The sequence below is a fragment of the Bacillus sp. cl96 genome (assembly GCF_900100505.1).
GTDB lineage: Bacteria > Bacillota > Bacilli > Bacillales > Bacillaceae_G > Bacillus_A > Bacillus_A cereus.
In genome coordinates, this window is record NZ_FNDM01000019.1 from 39836 (window position 1) to 54797 (window position 14962).

A 14962-nucleotide genomic window follows, 5' to 3' on the forward strand; every position below is an offset into this window, starting at 1 on the left:
CACCTTATATATATTTAGCGCGGTATTTGAATGCAATGTTGATATTTAGGTTTGACCCGCCTATTGGTATTGCATTAGCGCCTGGCATTAACTCTAATTTTTCTAAGTTTCCTTGTAATTGAAATAAGAAATTCTGTCCATCTTTCAATACTGCGTATCGCTCTGCATCAAGTAAAAATGTTGAATTTGTAAAAGACCCCAAAGAAAAACGTTCACCATTTAAGGTGAACGTTAAATCATTAGCACTACCACTAATCTCTATAACAGGGCGTACAATTTGAAGACCATAATTATCTAAAGTCAAAGTTTGAGCGTTATTAACTGTATAAGATGCCTTTTTATAACTCATAGGGATATCAGACATCCAAGGAATCATATCTTGCCATCTTATGTCATTAGTACTCTCTAAAACTGAGTAAGCGTGTGGATCGTAAGCTGTTAAAGGTAATTCAAACTTACCCATACTAAAGAGTCGATTAATCGGTATATTACCGCTATACCGAACCATGTAGTATTTATCCGGTTCATAATCAAATATCAACTTTACTGTCTTCGGTTTACCGTACGGATCAACAAAAACAGCCATCACTTTTCTGATGGCTGAAGATAATGTTTCGTATTCATTTTTCACCTTTAAGTGGACAGGTAAGCGGAATTCTCTTACCCCTAATGAAGCGCCAAAATCATAAGCTCCATGCATCCCTGGTATAGCCATGATGCTATCACGGGTAGAGGGAGCAGCCGGGTTCTGGTGATTTCTTAAAAGTTGTAAATTGAGTTCGCTAATATGTTTTCCGTCTATTGTTAAACTCACAATTCTCCCACCCTTCTGCTTGATGCTTTCACGTATTTTCCTAGTTCTACTGCTAGCTTCTTGATATCTGCTTCTTCACGAACGATAAACGTAGCACCTTCAAGCATTCTTTCAAAATTATACGTGTTACCTCCACTTAAAGGAGCAGCGCTATTGTTTGAACCTGAATTCGAAGTAACCGCAGCATTTGAAGAACGAATACTAGGCATGATTAAACTAGCCAAATTATCTATTTGACCTAAAAGCGAATTATTACTTGTGGTAGCTGTTCCGATTGAAACACTTCCTACGTCAATTCCTTCAGAAAGTGAATCGAATGCACTCATAACAGTATTAGCCATTTTTCCAGCAGCGCCATATACCGAACTCCCCATAGATTGAATACCTTTTACAAGTCCTTGCCCTGTATAAATACCTAAATCCTTCATTACACGGGATGGAGAGTGAATGTCCAGAATTCCTTTTACGGCTCCGGAAATACTACTACCGAGATCTTTCGCTGCGGATACAGCAGAACCAATCATCGAACCAATACCATCTATTAAACCTTCAACGATATTTACACCGATTTCGAATAAATCTACATCACCTAATGAATCTAATAATTCACCACCGATTTCCACTCCTGAACTGAACACTTCGCCAAGCAAACTCAAAATACCATCGATTAAAGCGCCGATTAATTGTACACCCGCCTCAAGTAACTGAGGTAAATGATCGATTAGAACTTTTAACAATTCGGTCATTAATTTAATTGCTGCATCCACTAATTGCGGAAGAATTTTAATGATACCATCGATTAAAGCGGTTAAAATCTTAACCCCTGCATCAATAATCTGCGGTAGATTTTGTACGATTATTTCCGTGAATTTGGTGATTATCTGTATACACGCATCTACGATTTGAGGAAGCATTTGTATTACACCCTCAACTAATTTAACAAGCATATCCATACCCATCGCTATGATTTGTGGTAAGTTTTGTGTTAACACTTCAAGGAATTGAGTTATGATTTGCAATGCTGCATCTATTAACTGTGGTAAAGCTTGCATTATTCCATTCAGTAACGAAATTAATATTTGTATTCCCGCTTCAATGATCTGAGGGAGTAACGTAACAATCGCATTCATTAATGTCGTTATAATTTGCATACCTGCGTCTATGATTAAAGGTAAGTTTTGAATAATTGCAGTTACCAGTGTCATTAGTAAATTCATACCCAACTCTATTAATGTAGGTAGCAATGTAACTATTGATTGAATAAGAGTTTGTAAAATCTGAATGCCTGTTTGGATTATTGTAGGCAGTACAAGAATAATCCCATTTACTAATGTTGTAATGATTTGCGCAGCAGAAGTCACTAAAGCAGGTAGGATTTGAACTATCCCAGTAATTAGAGCTTGAATGATTTGTATGCCAATTTGTAGGATCGTCGGTAGTAATACTGCAAAACCATTAACTAGTGTCTGTATGATAGTAGTTATAGCTGTTACAAGTTGCGGTAACGACTGAACTACCCCATTTATAATACTTGTTAGAATTTCAACACCCTTTTGAACAAACTGAGGTAGTTGCGTTGTTAAAAACGAAACAATCTGAGTAACCGCAGTTTGTAAAATCGTTTGAAATTTAGATATAAACCCTGCACTTCCACCTGCTAATCCATCAGACATCGCAATAAACCATCTTGAAACTGCTATTACAAGACCGGGAACCCCACCAACAATAATTCCAATAATCGTCGGGATTAAATTAACGAATATTTGAGTTAGCTGAGTAAAATCACCCTGGAATGCACTAACTATCGCCTGTCTTAATGTAGCAAAAGCATTTCTAATCTTATCCGCAAAAGCCAGTACCATATTAATAGAGGAATCCGAAATACCTGCAGCTTGTAGTAAATTGATTTTAGCTCCACCATCTTTGAATAATTCCTTAGTGAACGCGCCGATTAGCATGCGAATCGAATTTAAAGCATGCCCAATTTTAGCTCCTGCAGTTGTAAATGCATTAATAGCTGAGTCGGATAATCCTGCCGCTCTTAGCAGATCCTTATCAGCACTCCCTCTTTTCATTAACTCTTTAGAGAACGCTTGAATCAACATTTTAGTCCCGTTAAGGTAAAATTTAAGTCTGTCTACATTTTTGTTAACAGCCTGTATAACGTCATCTGAAATACCAACTGCTTTTAGCAATTCTTGTCCTTTTAACGGGTTACCGAATACCAAATTCCAAAAACCTTTTATAGTTTTCCCTAAATTATCAATTGCTTTTCGAAATGGTTCTACATGTTTATATGCATATGAAAATCCTACAGATACACCAGCTAATGCTGCTGCAACTAACCAAACAGTTCCACTCATTGCGGCTAGACCTGTTACTAACGGGCCAATTAACATCCAAATTGCTGACCAAGCTGCTTGCATCCCAGCCCATAACCCGATACCGATGGCGAGTGGTGATAAAATCAGAGTCAGTAGTGGAACTAACATTATCATCCCTTGTATAAATCGAGCTAGAACCGGATGCGCTTCATTGAATTTAATAATCAAATCAGCCATTGCTGAGACGAAATTATATATCGGGATCATGACGGCAGCAAACGCATCACGCATTGGTTTTAAAGCTTTTGTTAGTTTCTCTATCATGTTGTTATACGCTTCGGCATATTTCGGATTCATTTCCATATTAGCCTTGTGTAGCGCGCCGTAGAGGAAATAAGAGGTAACTGCTGCTCCTAGCGCTACCATCTGGAATCGCATAAGACCTTGATTTATCATCATTTGCATATCTAGAAGTTCTTTCATGCTAGCTGTAGGACCCAATAAACGTAATGATAAAGCTGCAGCGTTACCATTATTAGCAATGCGGTTTAATGTACCAGCAACCGCAAGCCCTGCCCTATTGACATTGTAAAGAGGATTAGCCATACGTTGATAGTTTTGACTAATCCTTTGAGCTTGTGTGGTCATGTTCGCCATCATTCCTGCAGTTTGTAGCATCGATATCATTTGCAGTCTATTGGCATTTATCATCGCATCAGCAACTCGTTTTTGCTCTGCTCCTAATTGTCTTACTTGGTTCATAAATTGAGCAGTTGTTCCTGTATATGTTTGAGAAGAACGAGCAAGTTGAAAGTATTGATACTCAACACCAATCATATCGTCTTTTAACCCGCGCATAGCTATAGATTGTTGACGATGAGCACTGGCCATCTCTCTATACATCCTTCTTGCCTCATCAGAAGTACCTCGATACGCATAACGTATACGTCTTCCCATACTATCGAAACGAGCAGTTGTCTCATCGGCAATATCCCTAGCTACGTTGGGCATACCTTCGCCGATTCGGTTTAACTCTCGGTTGATATTTTGCACATCTCGTCTAACGTTATTGTTATTAATCCGCGCGTCTATCTCAACCCGTCCATCAGCCATCTACCTCACCTGCCTTTCAACCTGCTTCTTTTGTGCTTCCATGCGTTTCTGAAAGGCCGCTAACTCCATCTCTTCTCTAATCGCTTTAGCTTCAGGTAATTCGTATAGTTCTTTCATTTTTTTGATGCGTTTTCTTTCTTCTGCGTTATTCTTATCTTTCTTAGGGATCTCGCAAGTCCTATAATGAATAGCAGTTTTCATAGGCGACTTCTCAGATAAATTATCAAACAACGCTTTAAATTCATCCCACTGCATCTTTCCTTGTTGCTCGAAAAGATTAATTCCATAATCGAATAAGAAAGAAGCATAGATTCGCTCTGCATCAATGGTGAAGTTGAATACTGGTATATCCGGCAAACTCTTTTCATTACCATTATTAACTTTTAATGTTTCGTTCTTTTTATCAGTAGATGAAAAGTCGATTCCTAACTTATCTTTAAATACATTCAAAAATAATTGTTCCTTTTGATTCTCATCTAAATGAGTGAGTAACATGTTATCGACAATAAGCATGTTCAAAGCTATTACAGGTTTAATCTGCTTTGGGATGTCTTGATCATCAAACAGTTCAGTAAGCTTCAAAATATTATCAAATGACAAGTTGAGTTCAATCGAAACACCTGACCATTCATATATGTCTCTATTTCTATCAGTAAGTTTAAACACTAATGTTCACCTTACTTTTTAACGTTTTTTAAGTACTTAGCTTGCGCTTGCTCCGTTTTCCCTTTAGCTTCTTCTACATAAAGATCAGATAGATAATTCACAAGTCCCATAAGGTTCGTTACTGATTTACCTGCTTTTTCATACAGTTCCTCAAATGTGCCTTCACCTAAGAAAGTTTCAACAACATGCTTAGTCATTTCTTTTTGTTTGTTCATTACCGCATCGATTTCTTCGTCAGTAGCTTTCTCGTAATCTGTAATTAATGCTGCTAATTCCTTAGAATCTTTATCAAATGTTTTCAATTCTTTTTGATACTTAGCGATTGCATCGTCATTAAACTCGATTTTATAAAGCTTCCCAGCTACATCAACTTCCTTATAAGTCTTTTCAAATTCAAATTTAAATTGTGTCATATCCATATCTCCTTTTAAGTTAATAGAAAAAAGAGCCGTATTAACGACTCTTCATTAAGGTGTTACAGGTGCTTCTGTAAATGTTGGCGTTCCATCGAATGAGATAGTAAATTCAATTTCACCTTTAGCATTCGCGTCTCCACCTGGCGCTTTAATTTCGGAAATTGTCGCTTTACCTTCCCACTTATCACCGTTTGGCTCTGTTACTGTAAATGTCGTTTTACGAGCAGGACCAAATTTATTCAGTAAACTAAAGATATAATCTTGCGCTGCATCTCCATAGAAACGATGGCCTTCGAAACCATAACCGAGCATACCGCCTGTAACATCACGTTCTGCAGAACCGCCACCATCATAGTAATATGTCTCTTCTGTTTCTTCGTTATTATCAGGATCAACTGACGTGATACCTTTTGCAATGACAGCCTTGGTAGGTGTTTGCCCGCCTGGCGTTACGTCGATTTCAAATTTATAACCATAGTTCAGTAAAAATGACATATATTAACCTCCTAATTCAACAATGATTTTTTTATGAAAACAAAAAGCCCTCATTATGAGGACTTCCAATACTTTCTTTCTGCTTTTTTTCTAGCTTCAATAGCTTCTTCTAAAGTGTCGAAGTTGCCGATAATTATTAACTCTTTATTGACACTTATTCTGACATTATATTTACCTGATCGTTTTATTAAATTTACGCCTTTGTGACCAGTTAAACTCTCTTTTCTTACGCGTCTGTTTCTTTGTTGCGATATTCTATCAGCCCATCTGCAATTTGTTGGTTCGTAATTTCCGTTTACATCTATTCGGTCTATTGAATGATCAGGAGTAGGTTTTTCGCCCATATCTTTTAAGAAATTCTCAAAACTATCTTTCCACCTGTCACAGACAATAACTCCCCTTCCGCCATAATCCGGAAATTGTTTAAAATTTTGATTGTAACATCTTCTTTTAATTTCTGACCAAGCTATATATTCAGGAGTTTTATCACCTTTTTTTGAATTATTATGCTTAGTTATTTTTTCTATCCGTCTTTCTGTCCTTAGACAACCGCACGATTGAGTTCTTCCGCTATTCAACATTTGTGCTCTTACTTTTCTTTCATTACCACAATCGCATTTACAATTCCAATAATAATTTCGCTCATCACGATGACTAAAATCAATAACAACTAACCTTCCGAACTTAAGTCCTGTTAAATCCTTCATAATTAAAGAACCACCTTTTGAAAGCGTTTCTTTAATTATAACATAATTCAACACTAAATAAAGCGGTCATTATATATTCATTAGCGGTTGTCTTCTCAACGAAATTCGGTTCTACATACACATTGAGTCTAATCAATTTGTATGAATTATCCAGAGCATGAAAAACGCGCCTATGAACGTTATTTAGTTCTCTTGTGATAAATTCCATTGTATTGTTTACTTCTAATTGGTTGCTGCTTTTGGCAAGTATTTGAATTTGCTTATTGATAATTTCACCATCGTAATATTGCTCACCTGGTGCTGATGGAACCATTCGGATAGCAATACTTTTTCGTGGCGCATCATTTACCCCTATATCCAACAAATCAGCTTTTATAGGAGCAAATAAGATACCTTGTGGCAAAGTAGCAATTAAATGCTTCTTAACCGATTCGATTAGCCATATCATATTTGTCCTCCTATAAATTCCGTCGTATTTCGTTTTCTACTAATCTAGCCCAATCGCTTACGTGACGCGCTTTAGCCTCTTCAAACCAAAGTCCCCTAGCATTAGGATTAACATCCTTTGAAAAGTTGTACTGCGGATTGTAGTACAAGCGTCTAGCGTATGGAGTGTTCCATTCAATATGACCTTCTCCCGGTCTACTGAAACGTATTGAAGAGCGTTCTAATTCACCAGTATCTTTTGGGATATAGAAGTTGCTATCCTTCAATACTTGCTGATCTAACTCGAATTGAGCTTTATTGATAGCTTCTTCTGCTCTAGCTTCCATTTCAGCGGTATCTACTCGTATGTTAATACTAATCATTGTAGATATATCTCCGTATGGTGCGGCTTGTTAGGATTTGTTGTATAAAGTGGTTCAACCTCTATAATGAACATCTCTTTACCCCCCCACAAAATCTTAGATTTCTCTTTAAATACTTGATTAGCAGGAGAAGAGTTAACCGAATCGTGAAAGAGTATCGCTTGAAACGTTACACTATCGCCTGATGTAGTGTTATATAACTTTTCATTAGGTTGCACCCGCACCCTTTTCAGTACGACCGGCGGAGCGAATGTAGAAGAGGAACCTCCCCATGTATCGTCTTCACCAATGTACTCATGATACTCAACTGTATGGATGAGCATATGCAATGGAATAGGAATGACATTAATCATGCACCTTCACTCCTTTTTTCTATATGGTAATCTACCTTTAATCAACAAATTACCACCTCTAATCCCGTTACTGTATCTCCAACGTATAGTAGATTCTTTAACACCGGAAAGTTGCGCCCACTCTTTAATTATCCTTGTCTCTCCATTAATCTCTATATATACAGTGTCACGTTTATTATCACGTTGTTGATCGAGAGGAATCCATTTGCAATTTGATGGTTCATAATTACCATTTACATTAATTCTTTCGATAGATAAGCCTTCTTTATATCCATTTTCATTAGACCAATCGTAAAAACACAAGAACTCTTCCCAATCAGGATGAATCATGATTCCTCTGCCACCATAATCTTTAAAAGATTTATTGTTAGGATTTTTACATCGCTCTTTCATCCGCCGCCAGGTGTTATAAATGTGAGTATCGTATAATCCATGCTTTTTGGCACGTTTGCTTGTTACTTCTTTTTGTATACATCCGCAGCTTCTCGTTCTAGATTTAAGACTATAACCAAGAACTATTTTTTCTTGGCCGCAATCACATTTACACAACCAACGTGCGTTTCCTTTTTTATCGCTTTCCGTTTGTCTTAAAACAGTCAATCTTCCAAATCTCATTCCTGTTAAATCGCTTAATTTCACCAATTAGGTACACCTCCATATACTTAAAACCCCTGTATATATCAGTATACTTATTTTTAACAAAGAATATCAATAGAAGAATTCAATAATCCTGTAGGACGAAGGAAGGCTATTGTCCCTTGTGCTATTCGAGCATCTTTTCCTGGCCCTTCAGACTTACCACCTCGTAATAATCCATAACGGAACTTACCAACCTGCATAACAGGTGTATCAATCATGGTATTTGCAGAGGTTTCACCATATAAGGCGATGTACTCTGTTTGAGCAGCAGTAGCTTTCATTATCTGCTCCTTTATAAAGGGTGCTAATTTATCAAAATCAACACCACTTAATTTGTAATTGATAATCTGATCAATCACATCTGAAGCCCTCGCAATCATACGATTTAACATATCAGGGTCCTCTACAGGCATTCCTTTGTAAATGTTCGTATAGTAATCAGCATCTATATATGCCATACGATCACCTACTTAGCAGCAGACTTTTTCGGTGCTTTTAAATCAGCTAATTCTGCCTCTAGTTCTTCGATTTTGTCGAGCGCTTTGTTGTGCTCTGCTACAGAAATGTTACGTCCCCCAGTAGCGCGTTTGATAATTTTACCTTCATCATTAATTTGGTCGTAACCGTCATTAAGATAGGTTGCTAAAAAATCTTTTTCGATATTAAGGACTTTATTCAATCGTTTTACTTTTACTGTGTTACTCATGTAAACACCATTCCTTTCCTAATAAAAAGAGAGGCTTTAAAAGCCCCTCTTATGCAGAAGTGATATTGAATTTAACGCCGTCTACTTTAGCACCTAAGATAAATACATCCCAGTACTTGCGCTCGTAGTAAAGGTATTTTCCACCTGTTGTCGCGCTTGGTTGATCTAAGCTTACAAATTCATATTGTTGTGGAGATACCATAGAAAGCGGATGAATTAAGATCATATTGATTTGTTTTGCAGTTGCATCAGGTACAGCTCCATTTGTAAAGTTATAAGCAGTTTTCATGCGTGTAGATGGAACAGTCACGATTTCAACATCATCTAAAGAGTACACGCCACGATTAATTGCTTTTTCTCCCGTTCCAGAAACATCAAGTTGACGTTGTAAATCTTTAGCAGCTTTAACAATCTTTTTAACTGCTGGCGTAATATAAAGAATACGTCCAGTTTGTGGAACTTCTGCTTCATCCATTTCTAACATCATCTGGTCGAATACACCAAGGAAACTTGTAGGGTCAAGGACGGTTACATCAGCTGTTTTGCCCGCTCCAGTGAATTCGGCATATAATTTAGAAGCCATATACTTGTCATGCTCCGGTGTTGCTTCTTCGTCGTTGAAGACGCGTGTAATGTTAGCAATCGTTAAAGCCATGTTCGTTTCGTCAACATCAACCGGATCAACTAAAGTACGGAATTCGCGGTCATGACCTAAAGTTTTTGGTTCGAATGAGTTATCGACACGACGAGTAGTGTTACCAACAACATCACGGTTAACGTCAGTGTAGCCACCTACTTTAATACGTGGGATTTGGATTGTTTTTGCTCCAGTCCATTTTACAATCGCGTTATTAGGAGTGTTGTATAGCGCTCCGAAAGATAAACCTTGCGCGAATTTTTGAACAAGTACTTTTTGATACTGTGTAGCGTAATTTAAGTTAGCCATTAATAAATCTCTCCTTGTTTTAAATGATTTTTTGCAAAACAAATAGCCATCTATAAAGATGACTCGTTAAAACTTATTGCTGTTTAATTCCAAATGCTGTATTCCACTGTTCTGCTTCAGTCAGTGTTTTCTTTTGATGCTGACCAGTTGTAAATGTAGGCTTTGGTGTTCCTTGTGGTTCTTCCACTACATCTTTAAAATGAGGAAACTCTTCAACTACCATTTCGATAGCTTTAGTAATGTCTATATCATCACTAACCTTTGTTTTTGCCAGAGTAATAACTGCATTTAAGTTTTTTTCTTCTGTAATTCCTGATTTAATCGCAGCATTTTCTGCTTGCAAATTAAAAAGAGACTCATCTTTTTCTTTTAACTGAGTCTCAAAGGTCGTTAACTTTTCATTTGTTTTTTCTTGTTCTGTTTTGAGAGAATCTTGATGTTCTTTCCATCCTTTTAACGCATTTTTAAGCTGGTCTGCATTTTCTACACCAAGCTTCTTAAATAGAGCTGCTTCATTATCCTTTTTAGCAGCGTCCATCTGCTCCTGTGTAAAGGTAACAGGCGGTTCTGGATTCGCTGGCGGCGTAGGTTCTGGTGTCGCTACATTCGGCTCACCTCCTTCCGGTGCAACTGGTGGATTATCTCCCCCTTCAGAGAAGAATTGCATTTCGTTTAATCGTAATCTATATGGTTTTAACATATTAAAGAGCCCCTTTCTCTGTAAGTTCACATTGCAAACGATATCCTTCTAGTTCCCAAATCTTATTAACGATTCGCTCTTTGCAACATTGAATGCCAATATTCACATCATAATTAGCAGGATCTACACATGCACTTGATTCAGTTAGAATGAATCCGTTCGGTAATTTAGCGACCACTACTGTGCATTTACCATGAAACCCTTCCACTGCCCAATTCGTTCTTTCTAAGATGTCATTAATATCATCTTGAGTAATCGTGTTTTTCACTATTTTTTTCCTCCTATACAATTTGTTCTCGGTTATATTGGCGCTTACGCTTCGTTTGATTGATGAACTCTTTCATATTAGATTGGCGTTGCGACACCTTATTCTTCGCTTCCTTCACGCCCTCTGCATCGTCTAACGCTTCCATAACCTTCACTTCTTTCTTCGCTTTCCTGATTTGCCGTTCTAGGCTTCTTTGCTGTTGACTTTCCTTATATGCTTTAGAGTTCTCATCAGTGTCATACGGTTCATAACGCTTCGTTGATTTCCCTTGAATGTACGGATAGATTACATGCCGGCAATTAATCGATTAACTCTTGTGTTTCCACAAGGATCGGACTATATCTTTACACATAATGTGTACATTGCGCTTCGAACAGAAACCCATCTTCTGCCCTACGGTTTTCACCTAGTCTCTACACCTTATTAATTTTGGTCGACATACTTCCAAACAAATCCACCTGCTTGTTTTCGTTTATCGGGATGTTTTAAATGCTTATCAATACTTCGGATACCTGTCGCACGTTCAGCAACACGTAATCCCTCATGTATCGCTACTAATTCACCGTCTAACGTGTATTGGGCAACACGTTTTTTCATTTTGTCAGTAGCTTTCTTTAAAACTGCGCTTTTTTCCGCTAAATACTCTGGATTTTCTAATCGCTTTTTCTGTAATTCGCTAGACTTTTTCGACATTTTCTCCCTGTATTCAGGGTCTTTCCAATTTTTGTTGTTCATTTCGCTGAAACGTTTCCTTTGTTTATCGATGAAAGCAGGAGTAATAATTTTTTTCATAACATCTTCATCATTTGTAGCGATAGCTGTTTTACTTCTGTTATATCCTTGATTTACAGCATCGTAAAGATTTATATAATACTCCTCTTTCTCGTCCAACGCTTCTACATCGCACAGTTCTAATACCTCAAAAGAAAAGCAGTCTAAACCAAACTCTCTCATATCATCATATAAAGGACCATGTCCTCTTTTGTCATCAGGCTTTCTATTGATCGCCTCTTTATGATTTTTGAATCTTTGTTTAATGTTTGTTGATTGCCCAATATAAAACTTCCCGTTGGATTTGTTTGTTATCTTATATATGCCTATCATCTTATTACCCCCAAAATTAATCTTGGCACGGTATTGCCCTCGACTTAACGTTAGGGTTTCACCGTTAGCTTTAATACATATTATACCATTTCATGACGACAATTGATACCTATATGTATTAAAACACCCTTGGGTAATGAGGTTCACAATGTTTAGACTCGGCATTAATATTTACCGAGTAATCCTGCCGCTTCACCATACGATGTACTGGAGAACGGAGGGTATCGCTTGCTCTTTCCGCTTTTAGAGTAGATACGCCCTTGATACGGAGCACAGCGTGGTCTTGCCCCAAGATGTGAGCTTGTTTCGATTAAATCCACATCATACTCATCCATGCGGGTCATTTGCATTTCATTCGCTACATTCTGACTTACAGAACGAGTAATCATGTTCACGTACGCTTCAGTACTCCAACGTTTACCAGCCTTATCAATCAAAGCAGGGATTCCACGTTGCGCCCACTCAGAAACAGTCTGTCTAAGCGCTTGTTGTGGCGTTATGACACCGCCCAGTAGTTTACCTACTGTCTTGTTTAAAACATCCAGATAAACCTGTTGCGACTGCTTCAACATTGTTGTATTTACAAGATTAAGTGTATCTAGTGCCTGTTGCTCATAAGAGTCAAGAATGCCAATTAGTGCGGCACTCGTATGAATTGCAGGAGCAGCAGCTAAACTCCCTGCTTGTACTGCTTCCTGATATAACGGTTCATGTTGTTCCGCTGCCGTAAATCCAGCGCCTTCTAGCATCTTCCGTACTTCTTCAGCCGTTTTACCGCTATGACGGGAGATTGTATTCATTTGTTGTTGATTCAACTTACCTAACTTATTTAACTGAACTATGCGCCAATGTTGGTATTGTTCGAAGTTCTCAGCAGTAAGTAGCAATTCCCTATCATACTTGAGCATTCTGGCCATGTTTAAAAGCAACTCTTCTTCAATAGCGTTGTAGATATCTACTACAAACATGGAAAGTTGCTGCAATTTCTCAGGAGGGAGTGCCATTACCCTTCATCTCCTGGACTATTATTCTGTTTTTTATTGTTCATACCGAAGAAATCCACTCCTTCAGGCATAACCATTTTATTTTCGTTTTGTATTTCTTCTACGATTCTCTCTGCTTCTTCTTCAGAAACACCATGAATCTTCATAATGGCTAACTTCTTAGTTGTTAAACCATTCATAACAAGCGTAACTTGCTTATTGATTTCTGCTGTCTGATCTTCTGCTATAGAATCGTCGAAGGTAACAGTAACCTCATATTTATCTGTACTCTCGAATTCATCATATAGAGCGGCGATTTCGATAATGATATCTACTAAATCACGAATACCATCTTCTATAACAGTTTCGTGCGACTGCTTAGTTCTGAATGTCTTAGAGTTTTCACTGACAACTTCAGTAGCAGTCTTAACTCCTTGTCCATCAAAGCTAAATGTTCCTGCTGAAAGCCCGACTTGGGAGGACAGGTAGTTTAATAATGCATTAATAGCAGCTGCATGTTCTTCTACTCGCAACTCAACTGAAATGTCTTGTATCTGATTTGTGTTATCACCTAACTGAAATGCCTGGTACACTTCATCATTTGCATCAAAATATCGCAACATTGTTCCAGTTAGCGGGTCCGCGATTGTCTTGATTGCCATATCAGGAACAATAATTCGTTTCTTTCCTAAAACGAATTCACGTTGGAAACTATCAAATGCAATATCTAGTGATTTAAGCGTCCCTAATGCATTTGCGTAAATAGAAATGCCAAGCGGCGAGTTCATATCAAGGTTGTTTGCTGTATTCGGTTTAAAGTATACAAACATTGGTTTAGACAGGTCCTTGATGCGTACTTCTTCTTCTAAGTCAGGATACAGAGTCGATAAAGACACTTTAACACCTAAATCTCCTTGGTTTTTGCTCTCATACAGCTCGTTTTTGATGACATATTCTTCACCTTCAACTAAATGCCACTCAAGTAACGTGTACTTCTTATCACCCTTAGAGATTTCATTAACAAATACACCTTCAGTAATATGCTTGTTATCCCATGCAATAGGAATGAAGCAGTCTGCTGTGACATAGGAAAGTTTAATCCCGTTATCCCAATACACTTTAATGACCATTCCACCTAACGCGAAGTTGTATTCTAGATACCTTTGAAACTCTTTAATGAAGTTATTTTCATCAAGAACATTTTTGATATCATTGGATAGCTCCTTGTCTGATATGTTAATAGAACATTTCTCGTTAAAAATAAGAGCAGCCATTTCCTGTGATATGACCTTTGCCATATTAAGAGATGCCATTGTCCTGCTCTTTTGTCCATCGATTGTATGATACTTAACATTGTGCCAATCATCATAATGACCTCTGTACAAAGCTTTCCACATATCAATATTTTTGTAAGATTCTTCATTTACAGGTATATCTTTTTTATCAGATATCTTTTTAATACCTTTGATTAGTCCCAATTTATATAGCCACCCCCTTACTTTTGCAACGATGTTTCCAAACACACTCTCACCGCCTTATTTTACATATCGTTTATAGAAGTAGTTGTTTGCATATCTACATTCATCTAATGCGTGGTTGTAAGCGTCTATCGGCTCACCATTGTCCAAACGTACATACATACCAATCTCTTTTAAGAAATTGTAATGATCATATTCATCACACTCAATAAGCATAAATTGCTCGTTAGTAATAGAGTTTTGAAGTCGCTCTATGCCAACTTCTTTCCCTTTACTTGATCCTTTCACATCATGAGCATTATTGTCTGCTGTTCTGGTTTGAATGCCAATTAGGTGCAACTCTTCTCTTAAAGATTTACACGCAGGGTCCACGAATACTTCTGTATAGTGCATTTCAAACTTCTTAACGCACCACTCCATAAATTTCTTAATTTCTTTTGC

17 protein-coding genes and 3 pseudogenes are annotated in these 14962 nt (G+C 37.5%); all 20 read right to left on the bottom strand.

Translation table 11 applies throughout. The features are described from left to right. Positions 1-4: 4 nt before the first annotated feature. Entirely contained in the window at positions 5-814 is an 810-nt protein-coding gene (locus BLT20_RS27085) for a distal tail protein Dit (protein ID WP_073340115.1), read from the bottom strand. Then, positions 811-4251 (bottom strand): hypothetical protein, encoded by a 3441-nt coding sequence (locus BLT20_RS27090; RefSeq protein ID WP_061685216.1) that lies wholly within the window; start codon positions 4249-4251, stop codon positions 811-813. The genes BLT20_RS27085 and BLT20_RS27090 overlap by 4 nt, the downstream gene beginning before the upstream one ends. Next, the gene (locus BLT20_RS27095) at positions 4252-4917 is read right to left on the bottom strand and encodes a Gp15 family bacteriophage protein (protein WP_061685217.1); all 666 of its coding nucleotides are present in this window, start codon (positions 4915-4917) and stop codon (positions 4252-4254) included. It lies immediately after the preceding gene. A gap of 11 nt (positions 4918-4928) precedes the next feature. Further along, the gene (locus BLT20_RS27100) at positions 4929-5330 is read right to left on the bottom strand and encodes a hypothetical protein (RefSeq protein WP_061685218.1); all 402 of its coding nucleotides are present in this window, start codon (positions 5328-5330) and stop codon (positions 4929-4931) included. A gap of 54 nt (positions 5331-5384) precedes the next feature. Further along, entirely contained in the window at positions 5385-5828 is a 444-nt protein-coding gene (locus tag BLT20_RS27105) for a phage tail tube protein (protein ID WP_061685219.1), read from the bottom strand. A 53-nt stretch (positions 5829-5881) separates the two neighbouring features. After that, positions 5882-6589 (bottom strand): hypothetical protein, encoded by a 708-nt coding sequence (locus BLT20_RS27110; protein ID WP_218132995.1) that lies wholly within the window; start codon positions 6587-6589, stop codon positions 5882-5884. Continuing rightward, positions 6567-6983, bottom strand: a complete 417-nt coding sequence (locus tag BLT20_RS27115) for a phage tail terminator protein (RefSeq protein WP_061685221.1) — start codon at positions 6981-6983, stop codon at positions 6567-6569. Before BLT20_RS27115 ends, BLT20_RS27110 begins: the two co-directional genes overlap by 23 nt. Before the next feature lie 10 nt (positions 6984-6993). Beyond that, entirely contained in the window at positions 6994-7344 is a 351-nt protein-coding gene (locus BLT20_RS27120) for a minor capsid protein (protein ID WP_061685222.1), read from the bottom strand. Beyond that, positions 7341-7697, bottom strand: a complete 357-nt coding sequence (locus BLT20_RS27125) for a putative minor capsid protein (protein ID WP_061685223.1) — start codon at positions 7695-7697, stop codon at positions 7341-7343. Before BLT20_RS27125 ends, BLT20_RS27120 begins: the two co-directional genes overlap by 4 nt. Before the next feature lie 6 nt (positions 7698-7703). Continuing rightward, positions 7704-8339 (bottom strand): hypothetical protein, encoded by a 636-nt coding sequence (locus BLT20_RS27130; RefSeq protein ID WP_061685224.1) that lies wholly within the window; start codon positions 8337-8339, stop codon positions 7704-7706. 53 nt (positions 8340-8392) lie between these two features. Continuing rightward, a complete protein-coding gene (locus BLT20_RS27135) occupies positions 8393-8794 on the bottom strand; it encodes a head-tail connector protein (RefSeq protein WP_061685225.1) in 402 nt (133 codons plus the stop codon). Between the two features lie 8 nt (positions 8795-8802). Continuing rightward, positions 8803-9042, bottom strand: coding sequence for a hypothetical protein (locus BLT20_RS27140; protein WP_061685226.1), 240 nt, complete (start codon positions 9040-9042; stop codon positions 8803-8805). 49 nt (positions 9043-9091) lie between these two features. After that, complete coding sequence (locus tag BLT20_RS27145; RefSeq protein WP_061685227.1) at positions 9092-9988, bottom strand: hypothetical protein; 897 nt, start codon at positions 9986-9988, stop codon at positions 9092-9094. A gap of 73 nt (positions 9989-10061) precedes the next feature. Next, complete coding sequence (locus tag BLT20_RS27150) at positions 10062-10688, bottom strand: hypothetical protein (RefSeq protein ID WP_061685228.1); 627 nt, start codon at positions 10686-10688, stop codon at positions 10062-10064. A gap of 1 nt (position 10689) precedes the next feature. Continuing rightward, the gene (locus tag BLT20_RS27155; RefSeq protein WP_061685229.1) at positions 10690-10956 is read right to left on the bottom strand and encodes a Gp49 family protein; all 267 of its coding nucleotides are present in this window, start codon (positions 10954-10956) and stop codon (positions 10690-10692) included. Positions 10957-10969: 13 nt separating this feature from the next. Then, positions 10970-11260, bottom strand: a pseudogene (locus tag BLT20_RS27160) (phage minor capsid protein); the annotation flags it as partial. Positions 11261-11379: 119 nt separating this feature from the next. Next, positions 11380-12060: a GIY-YIG nuclease family protein gene (locus BLT20_RS27165; protein WP_061685230.1), complete on the bottom strand. Its 681-nt coding sequence runs from the start codon at positions 12058-12060 to the stop codon at positions 11380-11382. 173 nt (positions 12061-12233) lie between these two features. Then, positions 12234-13064: pseudogene (locus BLT20_RS27170) on the bottom strand (phage minor capsid protein); the annotation flags it as partial. After that, complete coding sequence (locus BLT20_RS27175; protein ID WP_000467729.1) at positions 13064-14566, bottom strand: phage portal protein; 1503 nt, start codon at positions 14564-14566, stop codon at positions 13064-13066. The pseudogene BLT20_RS27170 and the gene BLT20_RS27175, both read right to left, overlap by 1 nt. A 12-nt stretch (positions 14567-14578) precedes the next feature. After that, positions 14579-14962 (bottom strand): annotated as a pseudogene (locus BLT20_RS27180) (PBSX family phage terminase large subunit); the annotation flags it as partial.